This window comes from Leifsonia naganoensis, from assembly GCF_013410615.1.
GTDB classification, from domain to species: Bacteria; Actinomycetota; Actinomycetes; order Actinomycetales; family Microbacteriaceae; genus Leifsonia; species Leifsonia aquatica.
On the sequence record NZ_JACCHJ010000001.1, the window covers coordinates 1681079 to 1703262 of the forward strand.

Consider the following 22184-nt stretch of genomic DNA (forward strand, 5'->3'; position numbering starts at 1 on the left):
TCCTGTGGGGCAGGGGGCGGGGGCGTACCCGATCCTTTCTACCCCATTTCGCCTGAACGTTCTATCAATGCAGACGAATGGATTCCGGATTCTTTCGCGCAGGCCCGCTGCTGGGGCGCATCCCGCGCGTTCGGGTCGCGCAGAAGCGCCCCGGCTTTCCGTGCACGGATGCGGGGCTCCGACCGACAGAATCTAACCCGGCCCGACGGACATCCCCGGCCCGGGTACGGCTGGTACGACGGGGATCAGGGGACGACGACGGCGAGCTCGACCCGCCCGCCGAGCTCCCGCAGCTCCACCGTCCCCTGCTCGGCGAGCTGCCGCAGACCGATCCCGGGCGACGCCGTCGAGAGGGTCCCGCCCGACGACACGACGACGGTGACCCCTGATGGCGATGCAGAGCGGACGTCCAGGGTCACCGGGCCGCCGTCGCCGTGGCGGACGGCATTGGCGAGCCCCTCCGAGATGGCGTCGACCACGGCCTCGCAGCGCGCCGGCTCGCGCAGGCGGTCCCAGGCGTCCGGCGCCACGCTCGCCTGCAGCGCGATGGCCGACCGCCAGCTCTCCACGAGCGCGCGGACGCGGGTCTCGGGGTCGGGCGCGGCGGGCGGGGCGAGCAGCTCCGTACGGATGCGGTCGACCACGCTCCGCAGCTCGCCCGAAGCGTCGTCCCCGCCTCCCGCGCCGAGTGCCAGAGCGGCCGCGATCAGCTCGGACTGCACGCCCGAGTGGAGCACGCGGGCGAAGGCGGCGCGCTGGTGGTCGTAGTCGGCGCGCAGCCGCGCGGCGTCGAACACGCTCGCCTGCACCGCGGCCTCGAGCCCCTGCTGGTCGAGCCGGATGCGCGCCGAGAGCGAGACGACCAGCGCCACCCCGAGAGCGATCAGGGGGTAGGTGCCCGCCTCGAACCAGATGAAATGGGGGCGCAATCCCTGCACCCGGATGGCCGCGTCGGTCGTCACGGACAGCGCCACTCCGACGACGAGGTAACCGACGACGAGGACGATGCCCCGATACGGCCGGGCCGTGCGGTCGGCGACACGGGAGACCACGAGGTTGCCCGCCCCGACGACGACCAGGCCGCCCACGATGGCCGGCAGGCACTGCAGCAGCCCGTACTGCGACAAGCCGAACGGCGTGACGAGCGCCGCGAAGAGCACGGCGAGCAGGAGGGGCGGCGCGGGCTGCATCCCGCCCAGGACGGAGGCGACCCAGTCGCGCCACCGCACCGGCGGCGCCTCGGCGTCACCCGCCGGTGCCGTGTCGTCGTTCTCGTACAGCCAGTGGCTGACCGGCCGCACGACGTCCGTCGCGAGCCCGCGCAGCACGCGGGCGGCTTCGCGCGGGGGCAGCGGCGCGTCGGCGATCGCGGCCGCGCGCTCGATCTCGGCGAGCACGTCGTCGACGGCCGCGTGCCGCAGGCTGCTGACGCGCAGGGCCGCGCGTTCCGCATCCAGCTCGGACGCGCGCTGCGCCGCGCGCAGACGCCGGTAGACGCCGAGATGGTCGCGCACGAGGTCGACCGCGACGGCGATGAGGGTGAAGATCGTGACGGTCGTGACGACGTTGATGCCGATCCGGCCGCCGAGGTCGCCCGTCTCGACCGTGATGTCGAGCACCCGCCCGACCCCGAGGAAGATCAGGGGCCGCAGCACGCCGATGGCGGCGAAGAGCACGAACACGGTGACGACGCGGATCCGCGGCGGCGTGACCCGCAGCACACCCCAGCCCGCGGCGAGCAGCAGCCCGACGACGACGTGCTGGGTGATCGAGAGGGCCAGCACGGCGCCCGGACCGCCACGCACGTACTGGAGCCCCGACATGACGGTCAGCGCGAAGGGCGCCGTGATCGCCCAGGTCCAGACGGTGATCGCCGACCGGCCCGTGGCCCGCGCGAGCAGCCGGCGTGCGCGCACCCGGGCGAGGCCGGTCATAGGCCGGACGTGGGATCGCCGAAGGTCGTGACGTACAGCGTGGCCGCCGCGACCCGGGGCGTCGTGCTCTCCCCCGCCGAGAGGCCGAGGGCGTGGAAGACGCGTTCGACGCTCTTCTCGACCGCCCGCACGGAGATGCCGCGACGGCGGGCGATCTCGGCGTTGGTGAGCCCTGCGGCCAGCAGCCGGGCGGTCTCGAGCTGGGCCTCGCTGAGACGGAGCAGCGCGTCGCGGCGCTCCGTCCCGGGCCGGTCGTGGGAAACGGGACGGTCGGCGAGCACGGCCTCGGCGGCATCCACCAGCTCGTCGACCGACTCCACGGCGGACTTGTTGACGTACGACGCGTCGGCGACGGTGTCCTTGGCGCGCGCGGCGGCGGCCTCGCGCGACAGGTTGCTCAGGAAGAGGACGGCGACGTGGGGCGCACGCTCCCGGACGATGGTCGCGAGCTCGACGCCGTTCGGGCGCTCCCCCAGATCGATGTCGGTGACGAGGAGGTCGGGGTCGGCCTGGTCGAGGGCCGCGAGCGCCTCCGGAGCCGACGCGGCGGCGGTCGCCTCGAACCCGCGCTGACGGAAGGCGTCGGCGACCAGGGAGCGCATGAGGGCGTGGTCCTCCACAACGAGCACCCGCCTGCTCCACACGCCCTTGCTCTCCTCGGCCATCCAGCACAGGATAACCGGCGCGCGGCGCTCAGCCCGCGAGTTCCTCCAGTACCTTGGCGACGCGGCGCGCGCGGGTCTCCGCGGCCTTGGCGCCCTCGACCGCGAGCACGTGGCGCTTGCGGTTGCTGACCGACAGGGCGTCGAACCGCTCGCGCGAGCCGGGCACCGCGGCGAGCGCCGCCGCCAGATCCTCCGGCACCTCCACCGTGCGCGGCTGGTCGTCGCGGACGAGGTCGACCTCGACGTCGTCGCCCGCCGCGATGCCGGCCCGGGTGCGGATGTCGGCGCTGACCGGGAGCTTCGCCTGGCCGGCACGCATCGCGATCGTGCTCGGGTACTCGACCCCGGCGACGGTCGCCCGCACGGGGATGCGACCCCCTCCGCCGAGAGCCTCCACCACCTCGGGCGGGACGACGATCCCGGTCGCGGTCGCACCGTCCAGCTGCAGCACTGCTCGGAATGTCATCCGGCCACCTCCACGATCCGCACGATACTGCGGCCGCGGCCCGCGACGCCAGACCGCGATGGCGGCGGCGATCCGTTCTCTAGACTGGTTCCGAATGCCCCACGACGGACGAGGGCGGCCCGCGAGGGCGACGAGTGAGGACGGACCGATGGGATCGAGGCCGGCACGCGCAATGCGCGGCACTCTCGCGTCCGCCGTCGCGATCTTCGTCGCCGCCCTCTTCCACGTCGCAGGCGGCGGCGCTGCGCCCGGCATCGTGCCGGTGGCGCTCAGCCTCGCGTTCGCCACTCTCGCCTCCATCGCGCTCACGTCGCGGCGGCTCTCGCTCTGGCGGCTGACCGTCTCGGTCGTGCTGAGCCAGTTCCTCTTCCACGCGCTGTTCAGCCTGGGCGACGGGACGGCGCGGTTCGTCGGCGCGGACGGCACGTCGACGCTCGGGCACCTGCACACCGGCGCGCACCTCACGATGACCGGTGCGGCCATGCCCGCGTCGCACAGCGACCCCGCCTCCCCCTCGATGTGGCTGACGCACGCGACGGCCGTGCTCGTCACCGTCGTGGCGCTCCGGTTCGGCGAGCGCGCGTTCTGGGGCCTCTTCGCGACGGCCCGCGTCGGCGTCCTGCGCTTCGCCGCGCTGGTCGCGGGAGCCACACCCATCCCCGTCCGCGTCGTCGCGGTCGTCTCCGCCGTCGCCGCGGCCGAGCCGGCCCGCCTGCGCGACCTCGGTCTCCCCCTCGCCCGGCTGCGGCACCGCGGTCCTCCGGCGCTCGCCAGCGCGTTCTGACGGGCGTCCCGGTCGCGATCGGGCTCGTCCGCGTGCGCGCACGCGCATCCGACGACCCTGCACCGTACTTAAGGACCCTCATGAAGAAGACGACCTTCGCCGCCTCCGTCGCGGCGACCTCCACCGCCCTCCTGCTGCTCGCCGCGCCGCTCGCGGCCAGCGCGCACGTGCACGTCACCCCCGACGCGGCGACCCCCGGCAGCTACGCCACCCTCACGTTCAAGGTGCCCACCGAGTCCGCGACTGCGGGCACGGTGAAGCTCGTGGTCGACCTGCCGACCGAGACGCCGTTCACCTCGGTCAGCTACCAGCCGATCCCGGGATGGTCGGCCTCCGTCGACACCGAGACGCTCGCGAAGCCGGTGAAGACCGACGACGGCACCATCACCCAGGCCCCGGTGCGCATCACCTGGACGGCCGACAGCGGCACCCAGATCGCTCCCGGGCAGTTCCAGGAGTTCACCATCTCGGCGGGCGCCGTGCCCGACACCGGCTCGATCCTGCTCCCGACCCACCAGTACTACTCGGACGGCAGCGTCGTGGACTGGGCGGAGGCGACGCCCGCCTCGGGCAAGGAGCCGGAGCACCCGGCGCCGACGCTCTACGTCAACACCCCGGCACCCGCCGAGGACGGCGGCACGATGACGACCCAGGTCGCCACGAGCACCGAGGCACCGGCGCCCGCTGCCGGTACGACCGCGACCGCCGTCTCGATCGGGCTCGGGATCGGCGGCCTCGCGCTCGGCGCGATCGCCCTGGTGATCTCGGTGCTGGCGCTCGTGCGCCGGGGTAAGGTGCGGGCATGATGCGCCGCGCCCTCGCCGCGACGGCCGGCCTCGCCGCCGCCGTCGCGCTCGCCCTGCTCCCCGCCGTCGCCGCTTCGGCCCACGACTACCTCGTGAGCAGCGACCCGGCGGCGGACTCGACGGTCACGGCACCGCCGAGCACGGTGACACTGACCTTCAACGACCGGGTGCTCGACCTGGCCGGCGACGGCTCCAGCACGCTGCTGACGGTCACCGGGCCCGACGCGGGCACGCGCCACTTCGAGACGGGCTGCGCCACGGTCGCGGACGTCAACGTCAGCGCCCCGGTCGCCCTGGGCGGCGCAGGGTCGTACACGGTGACGTACCAGATCGTGTCGGCCGACGGCCACACGGTCTCGAACTCGTACGCGTTCGCCTACCAGCCGCCCGCGGGCGCCACGGAGGCGGCGGGCAGCGAGAAGACCCCGTGCGGTGCGGCAGCGGGAGGCTCGGGCACGGAAACCCCGGCGGCCTCCGATCCGGCGACCCCGGAGGCGACCGCCGGCGGTTCGGAGCCGCTCGTCACAGCCTCCACGCCGCAGCCCGCCGCGGCGGCGAACGACTCGGGGCTGGGACTGGTCATCGGGATCGCGGTCGCTATCGTCGTGCTGGCCATCATCGGCGTCGTCATCGTCATCCTGACCGCCCGGCGCAAGCCCCCGGCGGCCGAGGCGGCGGCCGGCGCCGACGCGAACACTCCTCCTTCCAGTTGACGCAACACGCCGCGCGGTCGTCTGACCGCGCGGCGTGTCTCGTCCGATAGCTGCGGTGCCGGCTCAGTCGGGAGCGCCGCCCGAGGCGGTGTCCTCCTCGGTCTCGGCGTCGTGGTGGCTCTGCTGCGACGGCTCCGCGCCGTCCGGCAGCTCGCCGTGCTCTCCGTCGTGGGCCGTCAGGTCCGCGCTCGTCATCTCCCGCTCTCCGGGGTCGAGGTCTCCGCGCTGCTCGTCGCTCATGTCCGTTCCTCTCGCTCTCTGAGCCTCGGACGGTAGGCCCCGGGTGGCTCGGAGGCAAGGGCCAGAGGATGCTCACCGGGAGTGGAGGCTCCGCACAGCCTGGTGCGGCATCGTAAGGCGCGTGGAGATCGTGGTCGACGTCGTGCTTCTGGTGCTCGGCGTGCTGGCCGTGGTCGCCGGATACACCAACGGCGCCATCCGCGCGGCCGGCTCCCTGGTCGGTCTCGGCTGCGGCGTCGCGCTCGGCCTGTTCCTCGCCCCGACCGTCGTCGGCTGGGGCGTCTCGTACGGACTCACCGGCGTCACGCAGCGATCGATCGTGGCCGGTGTCGTCATCCTGGTCTGCGCGGGCGTCGTCTACGCGATCGCCGGGGGCATCGCCGCCCTGCTCGGCAAGGTGCTCCGGCGCGGCCCGATCCGCTGGCTCGATTCGCTGATCGGCGCGGTGCTCGGCCTCGCGACCTGGGCGGTCGTGGTGTGGCTGGTCGCCGGTTTCGCCATGTCGACGAGCCTCGCGACCGTCGTCCAGGCCGCGAACTCGTCCCGCGTCGTCGCCACCCTCAACGGCATCGCCCCGCTCCCCGCCTCGACGGTGCTCGGAGCGATGGATGATGCGCTCGCCAGCGCCGGACTGCCGAAGGTCTTCGAGGGCGAGGAGTCGATCAAGACCATCGCGGCGCCCGATGCCTCCGTTCCGGCGGACATCGCGAAGTCCGAGCAGTCCGTGGTGACCGTGCTCGCCTCCAAGCCCGCGTGCGGTGTCGACTCCGAGGGCAGCGGCTGGGTGGTGCAGCGCGGCCGCGTCGTCACGAACGCGCACGTCGTGGCCGGCGCCTCCTCGATCGTCGTCCGGGAGGCCGGGAGCAACACGCTCGACCGCGCGACGCTGGTGGCCTTCGACCCCTCCCGCGACCTCGCGGTGCTCGACGTGACCGGGCTCGGCGCCCCCGCGCTCGACATCGGCCAGGACCTCACGTCCGGCGCGCAGGCGTACGCGGTCGGCTACCCGGGAAACGGACCCTTCACCGTGAGCCCGCAGCGCGTGCGCGACCAGCTCGTCGCCCGCGGCACCGACATCTATCAGAGCGGATCCGTGGAGCGCGAGATCTACTCGCTCCGCGGCACCATCCGCCCCGGCAACTCCGGTGGCCCCCTCCTCGACTCGGCGGGGGATGTGGTCGGCGTCGTGTTCGCCCGGTCGACCGTCGACCCCGACACCGGGTACGCGCTCGCCCTGTCCGAGCTGCGGCCGGTGCTCTCCTCCGTCGGCAGCGCACCGATCAGTTCGGGGGCGTGCTCTGCGGGCTGACCCGTGGTTGGCTAGGGGCATGCAGGCTGTCACGTACTCCTCCACCGGCGACTCCGACGTGCTCGTGCTCGGCGAGCGGGAGGAGCCGCACGCCGGCCCCGGCCAGGTGCGCGTGCGCATCCACGTCTCCGGGGTGAACCCGACGGACTGGAAGTCGCGGCGCGGCGGCGGCGACAAGGCCCCGCTCCCCCGCCCGCAGGTTCCGAACCAAGACGGAGCCGGCATCGTCGACGAGGTCGGCGACGGCGTGACGTCGCTGCGCGCCGGCGACCGCGTCTGGGTGTGGGACGCGGCGTACCAGCGTCCGGACGGCACCGCGCAGGAGCTGGTCGTACTGCCCGAGCGCCAGGTCGTCGCCCTGCCGGACGACGTCGGCTTCGACGTGGGAGCCAGCCTCGGCATCCCGGCGCTGACGGCGCATCGCGCGCTGACGTCGTACGAGCACGCACCCACCGAGCTCTCCCGCGGCAGTCTCGAGGGCCGCACGGTCCTCGTGGCCGGTGGCGCCGGAGCCGTCGGCCACGCCGCCATCCAGCTGGCCGTGTGGGCCGGAGCGACCGTGGTCTCGACGGTGAGCAGTCACGACAAGGCCGAGCTCGCCCGCGCGGCGGGTGCCCACCACGTCGTCAACTACACGGACCCGGACACGGCCCAGGCGATCGGTGCGCTGGCTCCACGCGGCGTCGACATCGTGGTGGAGGTCAACCCTGCCGCCAACGCCGAGCTCGACGTTCGCGTGGCGGCCACCGGCGCCACGATCGCGGTCTACGCGGACACCCCCGGCGAGTCCGAGGTGAGCGTCCCCGTCCGCCCCAGCATGTCGAAGAACCTGCGCTGGCAGTTCGTGCTGACCTACACGACGTCGGCGGATGTGAAGGATGCCGCGGTGCGCGCCGTGGCGGCCGCGGTCGCCGACGGCGCGCTGCCGGTCGGGGCGGAGCACGGCCTCCCGATCACCCGCTTCCCGCTGGCCGAGACGGCCGCCGCCCACGACGCCGTCGAAGGCGGCATCGTGGGCAAGGTGCTCATCGACCTGGTGTGAACTCGCGGCGCACGCGCGCCGCCTGCACGACCAGGGCCACGACGGCGGCGCCCGCGATCGCGACGGCGTAGCCGAGCACCGTCGGCAGCAGCCCGACCGTGGCGATCAGCTCGCCCGCGACCAGGGCGGGCACCCCGTACGCGAGGTAGCTGACCAGGAAGATCCCGGCGAACAGCTCCGCCCGCTTGTCGTTCGGGGCCAGCGGAGCCAGGATGCGGAGCATCGCCGAGAAGCCGGCGCCGAATCCCGCACCCGCCACGGTCGCCCCGGCGAACAGCAGGGGCAGGATCGCACCAGCGATCCCCGCACCCGCCAGCACGATCCCCGCGACGATCGCGGCCATCGCCCACACCGTAGTGCGCCGAGCGGGCGCGCGCGTGAGCGCCAGGCCCGCGACGGCGCCGACCGCGGGCGGCACGGCGACGATCGCGCCGTTCAGCAGTCCGCTGTCGAGGTGGAAGACGCCGTGGAGGATGGAGGGCGAGAGCCCGATGAACAGCCCGGCCAGCATCCACGTGGCGAGGAAGAGCGGGATCGCCCCGACGAACTCGCTCCGTGCGGCACGCGGGATCACGAGCCGCGGCACGAGCGACCGCACCGCTCCGGGGCGGCGGCGGACCGTCTCGGGCGAGGCCGCGACCACGACGATGCCGGCGGCGAAGAGCAGGGCCAGCGTGACGAAGACGAGCACCGTCGGTGCGGAGGCGAACTGCACGGCCAGGCCGGTGAAGAAGGCGCCGAGCGCGATCCCGCCGACCGGCGCGGTGCTGCCGATGGTGGCCCCGAGCTTCTTCTGCTTCTCGGGCGCCAGCTCGACCAGCGCGGCCGTGAACGTGCTCATGGCGGCGCCCGTCGCCACGCCCTGCACCGAGCGCGCCGCGATGATCCAGCCGATGTCGGACGCGAACAGGAACATCAGCATCGCCACGACCTGGAGCGCCAGCGCGCCGATCAGCACGGGCCGGCGACCGATGTGGTCGGAGAGCGATCCCGCCACCAGGAGGGTGATGAGGAGCGTGACCGCGTAGATCGCGAAGGCGACCGTGAGCAGCCACGGCGCGAAGCCCCACTCCTGCTCGTAGAGCACGAAGAGCGGGCTCGGGGCGCCCACGGCCAGCGCGACCGCTACGAACGCCAGGGCCGTGCCCGCGAACGCCGCGACGGGCCGCAGCCGGAACCCACGGCGGGAGGACCGCACCGCGCCCGGGACGGCGGCGGTGGAGCCGGTTGCGCAGAGCTCGTCCGCTGTGGTCGTCATGACTGCCTCCTTAAAGCAAATACCGTTGCTTTAGTGGACTCTAAGGCCTTGTTCGAGTTAAAGCAACAGGATTTGCTTTAAGCTATTCCCATGTCCGATTCCACGATCGACGAGGCCACCTCCAAGCGCACGGGCGGTCGCAGCGCCGCCGTCATCCACAACGTGCGCACCGCCGTCGAGCAGCTCGTGAAGGAGAAGGGCCGGGAGCGCGTCACCGTGCCGATGATCGCCGAGCGCGCCGGCGTCAACCCGACCAGCATCTACCGCCGCTGGGGCGACCTCCCGACGCTCATCAACGACATCGTGACCTACCAGCTCGACCCCGAGCGGCCGATCGCGCAGACGGACAGCCTCCACGACGACCTGGCCGGCTGGGCGCGCGAGATCGCTGCCCACTACCGCAAGCCGGTCAACGCCGCCCTGCTCCGCGGCGGGGCCTCCAGCGCGGGCGAACGCCAGTCCGACTGCCTCCGCAACCGCCGCGCGGAGGCGGGGATGCTGCTGGCGCGCCACCCCGACGCCACGATCACCGTCGACGACATCGTCGACGTCGTCGTCGCGCCGATCGTCTACCGGACGATCTTCCTGCCCTGGACCCTCGACGACAGCACCGCCGACGGACTCGTCGCCCGCCTCTTCCGGTAGTCCTCCGCGCGCACGATATCGGTAGAGTGCGGTCATGATCCCCTGGGGCAGAGGCGGCATCGCGGCTTTCGCGGCGACTGCAGCCCTGCTCGCGGTCACGAGATGCGCCTCCGCCTCCATCGCCGAGAGGTCCTACCCCGGGCTACCGGAGGACGCCGCTCCGCTGGCCACCGTCGCTCCGGAATCGGGCGCGATCGACCTGCCCGACCCGGATCTCGGTCCTCGAGTGCAGTGGGCGACGGAACCCGGTCTGCTGGCGATCTCACTGTGGGGCAGTTCGAGCTGCCCGCCCGAGCCGACGGGGCTGCGCGAGCTCCGACGTGACCGCGTGGAGATCACGGTCGACCGTCGTGAAAGCCCGTTCGGAGTGTGCACGGCCGATCTGGCCCTGGTCACGCACGAGGTGCGGGTACCGGGAGCGGAATCGCTCACCGGTGAGTTGACGGTCGTCGTCGGCGACCGAGAGCTCGCCGTCGGGGGCCGACCCGGGCGCTAGACATCCGACCGTCGCCCGATCCGTCGGCGCGCTAGTCTCGCAGGATGGCCGTCGACCGCTCCCCAGAGGTCCGGGCCGCGGCGCGCTCCGGCTGGGCCGTGGGGCTCGCGACGGCGGCGTACGGGATCTCGTTCGGGGCCCTCGCCACGGCGTCCGGTCTCGACGTCTGGCAGGCCTGCGTGCTGAGCCTGCTGATGTTCAGCGGCGGGTCGCAGTTCGCGTTGATCGGCGTCCTCGCCTCGGGCGGCACCGCTGCCGGCGCGACCGCCATCGCGAGCGCGGCCCTGCTGGGCGTGCGCAACTCCTTCTACGCCCTCCGGCTCTCCCGGATCATCGACCGCGGTCTCTGGCGCCGCACCGCGGCCGTGCAGCTCACGATCGACGAGTCGACGGCGGTCGCGACGGCGCAGACCGATCCCCGGGCCCAGCGCGTGGGCTTCTGGGTCACCGGCCTGGTCGTCTACATCGGCTGGAACCTGACCACCCTCGCCGGCGCCCTGCTCGGCAACCTCATCGGCGACGTGCGGGCCTACGGGTTGGATGCCGCTGCCGCAGCGGCCTTCCTCGGCCTCCTCTGGCCGCGGCTCAAGGCACGTCAGACGCAGGCGGTCGCGGTCGCCGCCGGCTTCGTCGCCACCCTGTTGACCCCGTTCATCCTGCCGGGCCTCCCCGTGCTCGCTGCCGCGGCGGTGGCGATCATCGTCGGCGTGCTCAACCTGTTCGGGAGGCGCGATGATCCGCCGCATCCCGAAGCCATCCCGATGGAACGGGAGGTCGAGCCGTGACCACCTGGAACATCATCCTGCTCGCGTCCATCGCCGTGCTCGCCCTCAAGGCGGTGGGGTGGCTGGTCCCGCCCAAGGCGCTCGACCACCCGACCGTCACGCGCGTGAGCGACCTGCTGACCGCGGCGCTCCTCGCGGCGCTCATCGCGGTGCAGACCTTCGGCGCCGGTCAATCGCTGCAGCTCGACGCTCGCCTGCCCGCCGTTGCGATCGCCGCCGGCCTCTACGCCCTGCGGGTGCCGTTCATCGTGGTCGTGCCGGCCGCCGCCGTCGTCGCGGCCCTCATCCGCCTCTTCACCTGAGGCCGGTGTCGGGGGCGTTTCGTACAGTTTCGCCGTGACCGCATCCTGGCATCCCGTGGCGAACGCCCACCCCACCGAGTGGGTGCTGCGGCAGGGCGCGGCGGGGATGGCGTACGCGGTGGTGCGCCGCTTCGCGTTCGGCGACCCTGGACGCCCGGAGGTCTGGTTCCGCGTCGTCACCTGGGCCGCCGCGTCGGCGGAACGGGAGCTGATCGGCTGGTGCCGCACCCTCGAGGCGGCCGCGAAAGTGGCGTGGGACTACCGGTGCGCCTCCGAGTCGTGGCGGCACCACATGGCCTCGCGGCGGGTCGATGCCGCCACCATGGCCGCGCAACGCCCGCGCGCGGCGGAGTTGGTGCGCTTCTACCGGGCGGCGATGCGCCGCACCGAGGCGGCGACGGCGCGGCGCGCGCCCGTCACTGCGCGGTGACCGCCCGCTCCGCATCGTCGAGCACGCTCTCGATGATCGTGCCCGCCCGGTCGTCGTGCGCGCACAGCGCAGCGGCGAACGCGAGCACCCGCTCCCGCGACAGCACGTCCGCGGCGCACGGTGCGAGGCGGAGGTAGCGCAGCACGCGGAGGTGGACCGTGTCCACCGCCTCGACGAGCACGCCGTTGGGCAGCGCGTCGAGCACGACCTGCACGATGCGGACGAACACGTCGACCGGGTTCTGGTCGGGATCGCGGTCGAGCCGCCCGGCGAGCAGCCCCACTTCGAGCTCGGCGTCGGCGTCCAGGCCGGGCATGCCCGCACGGATGGCGTCCGGGTAGAGCTGCCGGAGCACCTGGATCGCATCGGCGGCCTCCGCTCCTTCGAGGGGCGCCACGATCGTGTACCGGTTGGGCGAGGTCTGGACGAGGCCGATGCTGCCGAGCTTGCCGAGCGCCTCGCGGACCGGCGTGCGGGACACGCGCATCCAGGCCGTGAGTTCGGCGTCCTTCAGGCGGGAGCCGGGTTCCAGGGAGCCGTCCATGATGCGTTCCAGCAGCAGCTCGAACACGTCGTTGCGCAGCAGCCTCCGATCGGCGGAGCGGTTCGGAGCGGGATAGTGGTCGGTGACGCTGTCGAGGGTCATGTCGTACTTTCGCCGGGTGAGGCGGATGGGATGCGGGTACCCTGATATATGTTTAGTTCACTCAGGGCTCTCCCGTCAAAACAAACTTTTCGGTACGGGCCACCACGGGCCCGGAAATCAGTGGAAGCCCCGATGCCCACTCCCGCCACGGGCTCATAGGGTTGTCACAGGTTTTCGGCCAGGGGGACACATCCAGGGGGATACCGAAAGGGCCGGAGCGACATCGTCGCTCCGGCCCTTCTCGCCTTCCCGCCTCTCGGCGGGCGAGACCGGTGTTACTTGGTCAGCGGCTCCAGGGTCGGGTCGTTGGCGTACGCCTCCGCCGCGTTCTCCTTGGTCACGACGACCGGGGTGAGCAGGTAGGCCGGGACGACCTTCTTGCCGTTGTTGTACGACTTGTCGTCGTTCGTCTTCGGCTTCTCACCCTTCTGCAGCGAGGAGACCATCGCGACGGCCTGCTTCACGAGGTTGCGGGTGTCCTTGTTGATGGTCGAGTACTGCACGCCGGCCATGATCGACTTGACCGACTCGGCCTCCGAGTCCTGTCCGGTCACGACGGGGACGGGCTTGCCCGCACCCTGCACCGAGGTGATGATCGCGCGAGCGAGGGTGTCGTTCGGCGACAGGACGCCGTCGAGCTCGGTCGACGCGTAGTTGGCCGCGAGGAGGTTGTCCATGCGGGTCTGCGCGTTCGCCGGCAGCCAGCCCTGGGTGGCGGTCTGCTTGATGTCGGTCTGGCCCGAGACGACCTTCAGGGTGCCGTCGTCGATCTTCGGCTGGAGGATCTTCATCGCGCCGTCGAAGAAGACCTTCGAGTTCGCGTCGTCCGGCGAGCCGGAGAAGAGCTCGATGTTGTACGTCTTCTTGTCCGGGAAGCGCTTCTTCATCCCGTCGAGGAGGGCCTGGCCCTGCAGCTCGCCGACCTTCTCGTTGTCGTACGCGACGTAGTAGTCGACGTCGTTCGTGTTGAGGATCAGGCGGTCGTAGGCGATGACCACGGCGCCGGCGTCGTGCGCGGCCTTGGCCTGGGCGGCCAGCTGGCCACCGTCGACGGCGCCGATGATGACGACCTTCGCGCCGTTGGTGATCATCGACTGGATCTGCGACTGCTGGTCGGCGACGGCGCCCGAGGCACCGGCGTACTGCACGTCGCCCTTGAAGCCGGCGTCCTTGAGGTCGTTGGTGAAGAGGTCACCGGCGAGCACCCAGTTCTCCGACGTCTTGGTCGGGAGGGCGACGCCGATGGTGGCGCCCTTGTCGAAGCCGGCAGCCGACGACGAGCCGGACGAGCTGTCACGGCTCGAGCAACCCGTCAGGGCGAGCGCGGCGGCAGCTGCGACAGCCACTGTCGCGAGTGCGAATTTGCGCATGGCGTTTCTACTTTCTGTGTGTTGGATGGTGCAGGTGTGAGGTGGAAGTCAGTTCGTCAGTGAACGGGACGAGGCCTCGGCGGAGTCGTCCGAGGGGGCGACGGCGGGCTGGTCGGCGCCCAGGGCGTCGGCCTCCTGCTTCTTGCCGCCGCCGAACATCCGGCCGATCAAGGAGGGGCCGCCGCGACGCTTGGAGTAGACGTCGATGCCGACCGCGATGAGGAGGACGAGGCCCTTGATGATCTGGACCTTGTCCGTGGTGACGCCGAGCAGCTGGAGGCCGTTGTTGAGGACGGCGATGACCAGACCACCGACGATGGAGCCGGCGACCGTTCCGATGCCGCCCGAGACCGCAGCGCCACCGATGAAGACGGCGGCGATCGCGTCGAGCTCCCAGCCGAGGCCGTCCTGCGGGCCGGAGGAGACCGACCGGGCGACCGAGATCATGCCGGCCAGCGCGGCGAGCACGGACATGTTCATCATGACGAAGAAGTTGATCCGCTTGATCTTGACGCCGGAGAGCTCGGCCGCGTGCCAGTTGCCGCCGACCGCGTAGATGTGGCGGCCGAAGATCGTGCTGCGGGTCACGAACGAGTACAGGATGATCAGCACGCCGAGGATGACACCGGCGACGGGGAACGAGGTCCCGACGCGGCCGCCCGCGAAGACGAAGGTGAAGTAGATCACGACGGCGCCGAGCACGATCACCTTGAACACGCTGACCCAGAGCGGCGCCTTCTCGGAGCCCATCTTCGTCTGGTTGCGGCGGGTGCGGACCTCGATCAGCACGATCGCGATCACGATGATGAGGCCGAGCAGCAGAGTCGAGTTGTTGAAGCCGGTGTCCGGGCCCCACTCGGGGAGGAAGCCGCCGCCGATGTAGGTGAAGCCGTCCGGCACGGGGATCGTGTTGGCGTTTCCGATGAACTGGTTGAGGCCGCGGAAGATGAGCATGCCGGCCAGCGTCACGATGAACGCGGGGACGCCCACGTAGGCGACCCACCAGCCCTGCCACGCGCCGATCACGGCGCCGAGCACGAGACCGAGGACGACCGCGAGCGGCCAGGGCATGTTCCACTGCGTCATCGCCTGCGCCACCACGATGCCGACCACCGCCGCGACCGAGCCGACCGACAGGTCGATGTGGCCGGCGATGATGACCATCACCATGCCGATCGCGAGGATCAGCACGTAGGTGTTCTGGTTGACCAGGTTGATGAGGTTCACCGGGTCGAGCGTCTTGCCGCCGGTCATGATCTCGAAGAACACGACGATGACGACGAGCGCGCCCAGGATGCCGAACTGACGCCCGGTGGACTGGCCGTTGCCGAACATCTTGCCGAGGTCGCGGATCCCTCCGGACTTCTTCTTCTCGGGAATCTGTGTGGTCATGATTATGCGGTCACCCTCTTCTTGGCGGATGTCATGCTCTTCAGGAGCGTCTCGGGGGTCGCCTCCGCGATCGGGAGTTCGTTGGTGATCTGACCCTCGAAGATCGTGTAGATGCGGTCGGAGATGCCGAGGAGCTCGGGCAGTTCGGAGGAGATGACGACGACGCCCTTCCCCTGAGCGGCGAGCTCCTGGATGATCCCGTAGATCTCGTACTTGGCCCCGACGTCGATGCCGCGGGTGGGCTCGTCGAGGATGAGGAGGTCGGGGTCGGTGAACATCCACCGGGCCAGGACGACCTTCTGCTGGTTGCCGCCGGAGAGCGTGCTGACGCCGCGGTCGACGTCCGGCGTCTTGATGCGCAGGCTCTTGCGGTACTGCTCGGCGACCGCGTACTCCTGCAGGTCGTCGACGACGCCGCGCTTGGCGATCTTGCTGAGCTTGGCCGCGACGATCGACTCCTTGATGTCGTCGAGGAGGTTGAGGCCGAGCACCTTGCGGTCCTCGCTCACGTAGGCCATGCCGTTGTCGATCGCCTCGGAGACGTTGCGGACCTGGATCTGCCGGCCGTCCTTGTAGATCTCGCCGGAGATGAAGTTGCCGTAGGAGCGGCCGAAGACGCTCATCGCGAGCTCGGTGCGGCCGGCGCCCATCAGGCCGGCGAAGCCGACGATCTCGCCGCGGCGGACGGTGAAGCTGGAGTTCTTGACGACGAGGCGGTCCGCGACCTGCGGGTGCTGGACGACCCAGTCGCGCACCTCGAAGAAGGTCTCGCCGATGTTCGGAGTGCGCTCGGGGAAGCGGCTCTCGAGCGTGCGGCCGACCATCCCGCGGATGATGCGGTCCTCGTCGACGCCGTCGGCCTTGACGTTGAGCGTCTCGATGCTGTGGCCGTCGCGGATGATCGTGATCTCGTCGGCGACGCGCTCGATCTCGTTGAGCTTGTGGCTGATGATGATCGAGCTGATGCCCTTGCTCTTCAGCCCCAGGATGAGGTCGAGCAGGTGGGCCGACTCGGCCTCGTTCAGCGCGGCGGTCGGCTCGTCGAGGATGAGCAGCTTCACCGACTTGTTGAGCGCCTTGGCGATCTCGACCAGCTGCTGCTTGCCGACGCCGATGTTCTTGATCTGGGTCTCGGGGTCGTCGGTGAGGCCGACGCGGGCGAGCAGCTCGACCGCGCGCTTCTTGGCCTCGTTCCAGTCGATGACGCCCCAGCGGCGCGGCTCGTTGCCGAGGAAGATGTTCTCGGTGATCGAGAGCTCGGGGATGAGGGCGAGCTCCTGGTGGATGATCACGATGCCCTGCTGCTCGCTGGACTTGATGTCCTTGAAGCGCATGACCTCGCCCTGGTAGACGATGTCGCCGGAGTAGGTGCCGTACGGGTACACGCCCGAGAGGACCTTCATGAGGGTGGACTTGCCTGCACCGTTCTCGCCGCAGATCGCGTGGATCTCATCGGCCTTGACGGTCAGGGACACATCCTCCAGCGCTTTGACACCGGGGAACTCCTTGGTGATCGCGCGCATCTCGAGGATGACTGCGTTCGACGACATCGTCGCTCCTTGGTTTCGGATTCCTGCCGCACATGTTCGGTCATGTGCCTAAGTAGTAAACGCTATGTCTGGACTTGGCGTCAAATAGTGAAGACAACGAGACGATAACGGTTTGCTGTGACCGCCACGGTACGCGCCTGCGGTGCGGTCGACTACTCCGCTCCGGCGAGGGCGCCCTGGATCACGAGAGCGGCGGCGCCGAGCGACTCGGCCCGGTCGCCGAGGGACGAGACGCTCACCGTGGTGGTCTCGGCGATGATCGGGATGGCGTTGTGCTGGATGCCGCGGCGGATCGGCTCGAGCAGCGCCTCTCCCAGCCCGACGAGCGGGCCGCCGATCAGCACCAGCTCGGGGTTGATGACGTTCGCGATGCTGCCGATCGCCTGGCCGATGGCCTGGCCGGCGTCGCCCACGACGCGGAGGGCCGCGGGGTCGCGTTCGAGGCCGCGGCGCAGGATGTCGGCGGTCGTGACCGGCTCCGTCCCGCTCCGGCCGAGCGACTCGATCATGACGGTGGTCGATGCCACCGTCTCGAGGCATCCGCGGTTGCCGCACCGGCAGATCACGCCCGGATCGACGACGGGCGTGTGCCCCAGCTCGCCGGTGATGCCGAGGTTGCCGTAGTAGGTCTGGCCGTTGATGATCAGCCCGGCGCCGATGCCCGATCCGATCTTCACGAAGATGATGTTGCGCGCGCCGCGATGCGCACCCCAGGTGACTTCGCCCAGGGCGCCGAGGTTGGCGTCGTTGTCGAGCACGACCGGGAAGCGGAAGGCGTTCTCCAGGTCGCGCAGGTTGACGCCCACCCACTCCGGCAGGATGGCGCCCTGCAGCACCGTGCCGGTCCGTCGGTCGATCGGGCCCGGGATGCCGATGCCCACCGAGAGCACGGACTCGCGGTCGTGGCCGCCGTCGGCCAGCATCCTGTCGAGCAGACCGGAGGCGTCGACGACCGCACCGGCGACGTCGTAACCGAGCGGGAGCGCGAGCTCCTGCTCGGCGAGCACCGCGTAGCCCAGCGTGCAGAGCACGATCCGCACGTGGCGGCGGCCGAAGTCGACCCCGACGGCGATGTCGCCGGTGTCGGTGAGCTGCACGAGCAGCGCCCGGCGGCCGCTCGACGTGACGGGACTCGTGGCGACGACGCCTTTGACGGCCATGTCGCGGACGATGTTCGAGACGGTGGCGGTCGACAGCCCCGTCCCGCGCGCCAGCTCAGCCTGGGTGGAGGGACCGTTCGCCAGCAGGAACTCGACGAGCCGCTCCTGGTTCAAGTGCCTCAATGCGCCCTGCGACCCGGGATTGCGAGCGCCACGGGGCGCGAGGCCCGGAGTGGCGGTCATAGGGACAAGCGTGAATCATCCTCGGGTTGGAGTCAAGCTGTGAACGTAACGGTCGGCTGTCACGGCGCTGAGAGAGTTCCCAGACGGCCGTCTCGGGGATACTGGGACGCGTGAACGATCGCCTGGTGCGCAACCTCCCCGTCCAGACCGCTCTGGAGGCGTGGGCCGATCTGAAGGACGCCCGCACCTTCTCCGGCGTCCTGCGGCAGTGCGTCGCGGGCGAACTGCTGCTCGACATCAGCGCGTCCGTCTTCGCCGACCCGTCGGCCGGGTTCCGGGCGGGAGACACGCTCGCGCTCGCCAAGCAGACCGACGCGGCGGGCAAGGACCTCCTCGTCGCCTTCACGAGCAACGAGCGACTCGCGGCCTATCGCGGGGGCGCCGAGTTCCGCTCCCTCGCGCAGCCCGGCTGGTCGGTGCTCGCGGAGGCGATGAACCGCGCGGACGGCCTCGCCCTCGACCCGGGCGACGACGCCCTCCTCATCGCCTACGCCGACGAGCTGCGCGGCCAGGTGACCGACGAGCCGGGCGGCAACGCCGCTCTCAAGAACGCCCTGGTCGACCGCGACCTGCCGTGGCCGTCGTTCCTCGCGCTCGTCACCGCCGCCCCGGTCGTCTACGTCGGCCTCGACGAGGGCCAGGGCGCCATCCCCTCCGCCGTCGGTCAGGACGGCGACCTCCTGCATCCGGTCTTCACCTCTCCTGCCGAGGTCTTCGCCTGGTCCCCCGGGCTGACCGCACGCGGCACGACCGTCGAGGCGGTCGCCCGCGTCGCCCGCGAGGACGGCTATGCCGGCCTGCTGCTCGACCCGGCGGGGCCGTCCGCGGTCCTGCGGCTGGACGAGCTGGGGGCCGCCGCCGAGGGGTGAGTCGCCCGGCCCGTCCTGCGACAATGAAGCCATGCCCATCCTGAACAAGGACATGCAGGTCTGCATCTCGCTGGCTGCGCGTCCGAGCAACATCGGCACCCGGTTCCACAACTACCTCTACGACGAGCTCGGCCTGAACTTCGTCTACAAGGCGTTCACGACGAGCGACCTGGAGGGAGCGGTGCGCGGCATCCGTGCGCTCGGCTTCCGCGGCTGCTCGGTGTCGATGCCGTTCAAGGAGGCGATCATCCCGCTGGTCGACAACCTCGAGCCCTCGGCCGTCGCTATCGAGTCGGTCAACACGGTCGTCAACGAGGACGGCCTGCTGACCGCCTCCAACACCGACTACGAGGCCGTCGAGCAGCTGCTCGCCGAGCACGCCGTCGACCCGGCGCAGCGCGTGCTGCTGCGCGGCTCGGGCGGCATGGCCAAGGCCGTCGTTGCAGCATTCCGTGGCGCCGGCTTCGACGACCTGACGGTGCTCGCGCGCAACGCGGATGCGGGCCGGGCCCTCGCCGAACGCTACGACTACACGTGGACCGCCGACGAGCCGCGCGCCGAGTACGACGTGATCGTGAACGTGACGCCGCTCGGGATGCGCGGCGACCACGAGACCGCTCTGGCCTTCGGCGAGGAGCACATCGAGCGTGCGACGACCGTCTTCGACGTGGTCGCGTTCCCGTCCGAGACGCCGCTGGTCCAGGCGGGACGCGCGGCCGGCAAGACCCTCATCACGGGAGCCGAGGTGATCGCCCTGCAGGCCGCGCGCCAGTTCGAGCGCTACACCGGCGTGACACTCACCGCGGACCAGGTCGCCCGGGCCTCGGAGTTCTCGCGCGCCGAGTGAGCGGACCCGGGCCCCGCCTAGACTGTCCCCGTGTCCGATGACCTGCTCGCCCTGGAGAACCAGGTCTGCTACGGCCTCGCCGTGGCGGCCCGGAGCGTGATCGCGCTCTACCGCCCGGTGCTCGAGCCGCTGTCGCTGACGCATCCCCAGTACCTCGTGATGCTCGCCCTCTGGGAGCGCGAGCCGCGGTCGGTCAAGGACCTCAGCGAGGCGCTGCAGCTGGAGCCGGCCACGCTCTCCCCGCTGCTCAAGCGCCTGGAGACGACGGGCTATGTCGAGCGCAAGCGCAGCACCGCCGACGAGCGCGCGCTGGAGGTGCGGCTGACGCCAGCGGGACGCGAGCTGCGCGCGGAGGCGGAGAAGATCCCGCACCGCATCGTCGAGCGCCTCGGCCTGCCCATCAGCGAGCTGGAGAGCCTGCGGGGCAGCCTGCACGGCATCATCGCGGCGGCGACGCAGGCTCAGTGACACCCGCGCCGGCCGTGACCGCGGTCGGTCAGGCGGCGCCCTGCACCTCGGGGCACACCAAGCGGGTCGCGTCCCGCTGACCGCCCGGGCGCAGTACCGTGTGCTCGGTCATCGGCCGCCCGCACATCGGGCACGGCGCAGCGGGCGAGCGGTGGTCGGGGCCCTCGGGATGTCCGGCGCCGAGCTGAGCGGGACCGGCGACGCGGATCAGCTTCTCGTTCCAGCGCGCGTACCACCGCGCAAACCCACCGGACATGTCTCCTCGATTCATTAGGGCACTAACTAATAGTGTAGCGCGCTTGACCCTGACCTCAGGGGAGAGGTTTACGCTGTCGGCGGAGGCTCCCATGCAGATCAGCGAGCTCGCCGGCCGGGCGGGCGTGACGGTGAAGGCGGTCCGGTACTACGAGCAGCTCGGTCTGGTCGCGCCCGAGCGCCTGCCGAACGGATACCGGGACTACGACGACGAGCAGCTCCGCGCGGTGCTCGAGATCCGGGAGCTGGCCCTGACCGGCATCCCGCCGGGCAAGGCCGCGCCGTTCATCGACTGCCTCGGCTCCGGGCACGCCCGCAGCGACGAGTGCCCCGCCTCCGTCGCCGCCTACCGCGAGGGGATCGCCGAGCTCGACGCAGCGATCGCCGACCTGGAGCGCCGGCGCGATCAGCTCGCGCGGCGGCTGGCCGCCCGCGACGACAGCATCCCGTCGCCGGAGCTCGGCTGCGGCTGCGACGTCACCCCCAGCTGATCGACTGGAAGGTCGCGCCGGCGGGGCCGATGGTGAGGATGGATCCCTGCACCTCGACCTCCCCCGGCGTCGTCGAGTAGATCTCCCCGGTCTCACCGTTGGCCGCGACGCGGTAGTCGGCGTGGAAGTCGGCCGACCCCGACGTCGTGGTCGTCACGGGCCAGCAGCCGGCCGTGAGGACGGTGCCCTGGGTGCAGTCGAAGTCCCACGCGCCGAACGCGACGGCGGGAGGCGCCGTGAGCTCCCAGCGGACGTTGGTCCACGTCTCGTCGTCGGGCTGCCCCGAATCCAGGCCGAACGAGCACCCCTGCGGCTGCGCGCCCCCGGCGAGGCAGGTGTTCACCCAGGCGTTCGTCGCCGCCGTCGCCGCCTCGACGCCCGCCGGCGTCAGCGTGCTGCTCGCGCGCAGATCCGCGCTCTGGCCGAACCCGGTCACGGCCGCGTCGGCGCCGGTGACCGAGTACCAGGCGTTCCCTCCCGGGACCGTCAGCGAATAGCGTCCGGGGAAGGCCAGCAGCCGCCGTACCTTCCCGTCCCAGTGCAGCGTCGCACCGCCGATCGTCGCATCCACGGCGTCGTGCGTTCCCACCGCGACCGTCACGGTCGAGAGCGAGACCGGCTTCAGCTTCCAGGCGTGCACGCCGAGCCATCCGACCGGCCCGTCGTCGCCGTGCGCCACCGTGAACGACGCCGCCCCCGTCTTCCCACCCGCGACGGTCTGCACGTCGACGCGCAGCTGGTTCTCACCCACGGAACGGACCCGCTCGATGCGGAACGAGGAGAGCTGCTGCGAGACCTTCGCGTACGCGGCGTCGGTGAGGAGCACCTGCGTCGCATCGGGCTTGCGCCCCTCCAGTTTCATCGCGGCCTCGATCTCGCCGTGCTGCACGTGCGTCAGGTAACGCGAAACCAGCGCCTCCGGGCGCGCCGCGTCGCGCGCGGTGAAGTAGAGCGCGAGCGTCGTCGCCCCCAGCCCCAGCACCAGCGCGGTGCCCACCGCGATCACCGCGATCCACAGCGGTCTGCGTGACGTCATCGGCGCCCCCTCGCTCGTGCGCCCCCGACCCTCCGGCGCACG

At 71.3% G+C, this 22184-nt stretch carries 26 protein-coding genes; 14 read left to right on the top strand and 12 right to left on the bottom strand.

Going from position 1 to position 22184, the window contains the following annotated elements; translation table 11 throughout:
• Positions 1 to 245: 245 nt before the first annotated feature.
• Genes HNR14_RS08050 through HNR14_RS08060 form a run of 3 tightly spaced genes read right to left on the bottom strand, consistent with a single transcriptional unit; the run spans position 246 to position 3065 of the window.
• The gene (locus HNR14_RS08050; protein WP_179700635.1) at positions 246 to 1934 is read right to left on the bottom strand and encodes a hypothetical protein; all 1689 of its coding nucleotides are present in this window, start codon (positions 1932 to 1934) and stop codon (positions 246 to 248) included.
• On the bottom strand, positions 1931 to 2599 hold the full coding sequence (locus tag HNR14_RS08055; protein ID WP_179700636.1) for a response regulator transcription factor: 669 nt from the start codon (positions 2597 to 2599) through the stop codon (positions 1931 to 1933). Before HNR14_RS08055 ends, HNR14_RS08050 begins: the two co-directional genes overlap by 4 nt.
• A gap of 28 nt (positions 2600 to 2627) precedes the next feature.
• Positions 2628 to 3065 carry a YdeI/OmpD-associated family protein gene (locus tag HNR14_RS08060; RefSeq protein WP_179700637.1) on the bottom strand — a complete coding sequence of 146 codons (438 nt, stop codon included), beginning with the start codon at positions 3063 to 3065 and terminating at the stop codon, positions 2628 to 2630.
• Positions 3066 to 3237: 172 nt separating this feature from the next.
• On the opposite strand from HNR14_RS08060, the gene HNR14_RS08065 reads away from it, so the two are divergent.
• The 3 genes from HNR14_RS08065 (at position 3238) to HNR14_RS08075 (ending at position 5368) form a co-directional block, all read left to right on the top strand.
• Positions 3238 to 3849, top strand: coding sequence for a hypothetical protein (locus HNR14_RS08065; protein WP_179700638.1), 612 nt, complete (start codon positions 3238 to 3240; stop codon positions 3847 to 3849).
• An 80-nt stretch (positions 3850 to 3929) separates the two neighbouring features.
• The gene (locus HNR14_RS08070; RefSeq protein ID WP_179700639.1) at positions 3930 to 4655 is read left to right on the top strand and encodes a YcnI family copper-binding membrane protein; all 726 of its coding nucleotides are present in this window, start codon (positions 3930 to 3932) and stop codon (positions 4653 to 4655) included.
• Positions 4652 to 5368 carry a copper resistance CopC family protein gene (locus tag HNR14_RS08075; RefSeq protein WP_179700640.1) on the top strand — a complete coding sequence of 239 codons (717 nt, stop codon included), beginning with the start codon at positions 4652 to 4654 and terminating at the stop codon, positions 5366 to 5368. The genes HNR14_RS08070 and HNR14_RS08075 overlap by 4 nt, the downstream gene beginning before the upstream one ends.
• A 63-nt stretch (positions 5369 to 5431) precedes the next feature.
• Here the strand turns inward: HNR14_RS08075 and HNR14_RS08080 are convergent, their stop codons facing one another.
• Positions 5432 to 5608, bottom strand: a complete 177-nt coding sequence (locus HNR14_RS08080) for a hypothetical protein (protein WP_021758421.1) — start codon at positions 5606 to 5608, stop codon at positions 5432 to 5434.
• Positions 5609 to 5729: 121 nt separating this feature from the next.
• On the opposite strand from HNR14_RS08080, the gene HNR14_RS08085 reads away from it, so the two are divergent.
• Complete coding sequence (locus HNR14_RS08085; RefSeq protein WP_021758419.1) at positions 5730 to 6917, top strand: MarP family serine protease; 1188 nt, start codon at positions 5730 to 5732, stop codon at positions 6915 to 6917.
• 19 nt (positions 6918 to 6936) lie between these two features.
• Complete coding sequence (locus HNR14_RS08090; RefSeq protein WP_179700641.1) at positions 6937 to 7959, top strand: NADPH:quinone reductase; 1023 nt, start codon at positions 6937 to 6939, stop codon at positions 7957 to 7959.
• Here HNR14_RS08090 and HNR14_RS08095 read toward each other — a convergent pair.
• Positions 7943 to 9217, bottom strand: a complete 1275-nt coding sequence (locus tag HNR14_RS08095) for an MFS transporter (protein ID WP_179700642.1) — start codon at positions 9215 to 9217, stop codon at positions 7943 to 7945. The two genes, HNR14_RS08090 and HNR14_RS08095, sit on opposite strands and share 17 nt — an antisense overlap.
• A 90-nt stretch (positions 9218 to 9307) precedes the next feature.
• On the opposite strand from HNR14_RS08095, the gene HNR14_RS08100 reads away from it, so the two are divergent.
• The 5 genes from HNR14_RS08100 to HNR14_RS08120 are packed head-to-tail and all read left to right on the top strand — an operon-like array spanning position 9308 to position 11875.
• Positions 9308 to 9862 carry a TetR/AcrR family transcriptional regulator gene (locus tag HNR14_RS08100; RefSeq protein ID WP_179700643.1) on the top strand — a complete coding sequence of 185 codons (555 nt, stop codon included), beginning with the start codon at positions 9308 to 9310 and terminating at the stop codon, positions 9860 to 9862.
• A 34-nt stretch (positions 9863 to 9896) separates the two neighbouring features.
• Positions 9897 to 10358, top strand: a complete 462-nt coding sequence (locus tag HNR14_RS08105; RefSeq protein WP_179700644.1) for a hypothetical protein — start codon at positions 9897 to 9899, stop codon at positions 10356 to 10358.
• Positions 10359 to 10402: 44 nt separating this feature from the next.
• A complete protein-coding gene (locus HNR14_RS08110; protein WP_179700645.1) occupies positions 10403 to 11143 on the top strand; it encodes an AzlC family ABC transporter permease in 741 nt (246 codons plus the stop codon).
• On the top strand, positions 11140 to 11445 hold the full coding sequence (locus HNR14_RS08115) for an AzlD domain-containing protein (protein ID WP_179700646.1): 306 nt from the start codon (positions 11140 to 11142) through the stop codon (positions 11443 to 11445). Before HNR14_RS08110 ends, HNR14_RS08115 begins: the two co-directional genes overlap by 4 nt.
• Before the next feature lie 34 nt (positions 11446 to 11479).
• A complete protein-coding gene (locus HNR14_RS08120) occupies positions 11480 to 11875 on the top strand; it encodes a hypothetical protein (RefSeq protein ID WP_179700647.1) in 396 nt (131 codons plus the stop codon).
• Here HNR14_RS08120 and HNR14_RS20640 read toward each other — a convergent pair.
• From HNR14_RS20640 to HNR14_RS08145, 5 genes are all read right to left on the bottom strand, one after another.
• Positions 11862 to 12521, bottom strand: coding sequence for a GntR family transcriptional regulator (locus HNR14_RS20640; RefSeq protein WP_218874994.1), 660 nt, complete (start codon positions 12519 to 12521; stop codon positions 11862 to 11864). The genes HNR14_RS08120 and HNR14_RS20640 overlap by 14 nt on opposite strands.
• Positions 12522 to 12796: 275 nt before the next feature.
• Entirely contained in the window at positions 12797 to 13891 is a 1095-nt protein-coding gene (locus tag HNR14_RS08130) for a substrate-binding domain-containing protein (RefSeq protein ID WP_021763614.1), read from the bottom strand.
• 48 nt (positions 13892 to 13939) lie between these two features.
• A complete protein-coding gene (gene mmsB, locus HNR14_RS08135; protein ID WP_021763615.1) occupies positions 13940 to 15283 on the bottom strand; it encodes a multiple monosaccharide ABC transporter permease in 1344 nt (447 codons plus the stop codon).
• A gap of 2 nt (positions 15284 to 15285) precedes the next feature.
• The gene (mmsA, locus tag HNR14_RS08140) at positions 15286 to 16833 is read right to left on the bottom strand and encodes a multiple monosaccharide ABC transporter ATP-binding protein (protein ID WP_021763616.1); all 1548 of its coding nucleotides are present in this window, start codon (positions 16831 to 16833) and stop codon (positions 15286 to 15288) included.
• Positions 16834 to 16985: 152 nt separating this feature from the next.
• A complete protein-coding gene (locus HNR14_RS08145) occupies positions 16986 to 18176 on the bottom strand; it encodes an ROK family transcriptional regulator (protein WP_039922671.1) in 1191 nt (396 codons plus the stop codon).
• Positions 18177 to 18286: 110 nt separating this feature from the next.
• Between HNR14_RS08145 and HNR14_RS08150 the strand changes: the two genes are divergently transcribed.
• The 3 genes from HNR14_RS08150 to HNR14_RS08160 are packed head-to-tail and all read left to right on the top strand — an operon-like array spanning position 18287 to position 20360.
• On the top strand, positions 18287 to 19045 hold the full coding sequence (locus HNR14_RS08150; protein ID WP_179700648.1) for an SseB family protein: 759 nt from the start codon (positions 18287 to 18289) through the stop codon (positions 19043 to 19045).
• Between the two features lie 31 nt (positions 19046 to 19076).
• Positions 19077 to 19892: a shikimate 5-dehydrogenase gene (locus tag HNR14_RS08155; protein ID WP_021763620.1), complete on the top strand. Its 816-nt coding sequence runs from the start codon at positions 19077 to 19079 to the stop codon at positions 19890 to 19892.
• Between the two features lie 30 nt (positions 19893 to 19922).
• Positions 19923 to 20360 (top strand): transcriptional regulator, SarA/Rot family, encoded by a 438-nt coding sequence (locus HNR14_RS08160; RefSeq protein WP_179700649.1) that lies wholly within the window; start codon positions 19923 to 19925, stop codon positions 20358 to 20360.
• Between the two features lie 28 nt (positions 20361 to 20388).
• On the opposite strand, the gene HNR14_RS08165 is transcribed toward HNR14_RS08160, so the two are convergent.
• The gene (locus HNR14_RS08165; protein ID WP_179700650.1) at positions 20389 to 20616 is read right to left on the bottom strand and encodes a hypothetical protein; all 228 of its coding nucleotides are present in this window, start codon (positions 20614 to 20616) and stop codon (positions 20389 to 20391) included.
• Between the two features lie 91 nt (positions 20617 to 20707).
• Between HNR14_RS08165 and HNR14_RS08170 the strand changes: the two genes are divergently transcribed.
• On the top strand, positions 20708 to 21106 hold the full coding sequence (locus tag HNR14_RS08170) for a MerR family DNA-binding transcriptional regulator (protein ID WP_179700651.1): 399 nt from the start codon (positions 20708 to 20710) through the stop codon (positions 21104 to 21106).
• On the opposite strand, the gene HNR14_RS08175 is transcribed toward HNR14_RS08170, so the two are convergent.
• On the bottom strand, positions 21093 to 22142 hold the full coding sequence (locus tag HNR14_RS08175; protein WP_179700652.1) for a hypothetical protein: 1050 nt from the start codon (positions 22140 to 22142) through the stop codon (positions 21093 to 21095). The genes HNR14_RS08170 and HNR14_RS08175 overlap by 14 nt on opposite strands.
• Positions 22143 to 22184 lie beyond the last annotated feature (42 nt).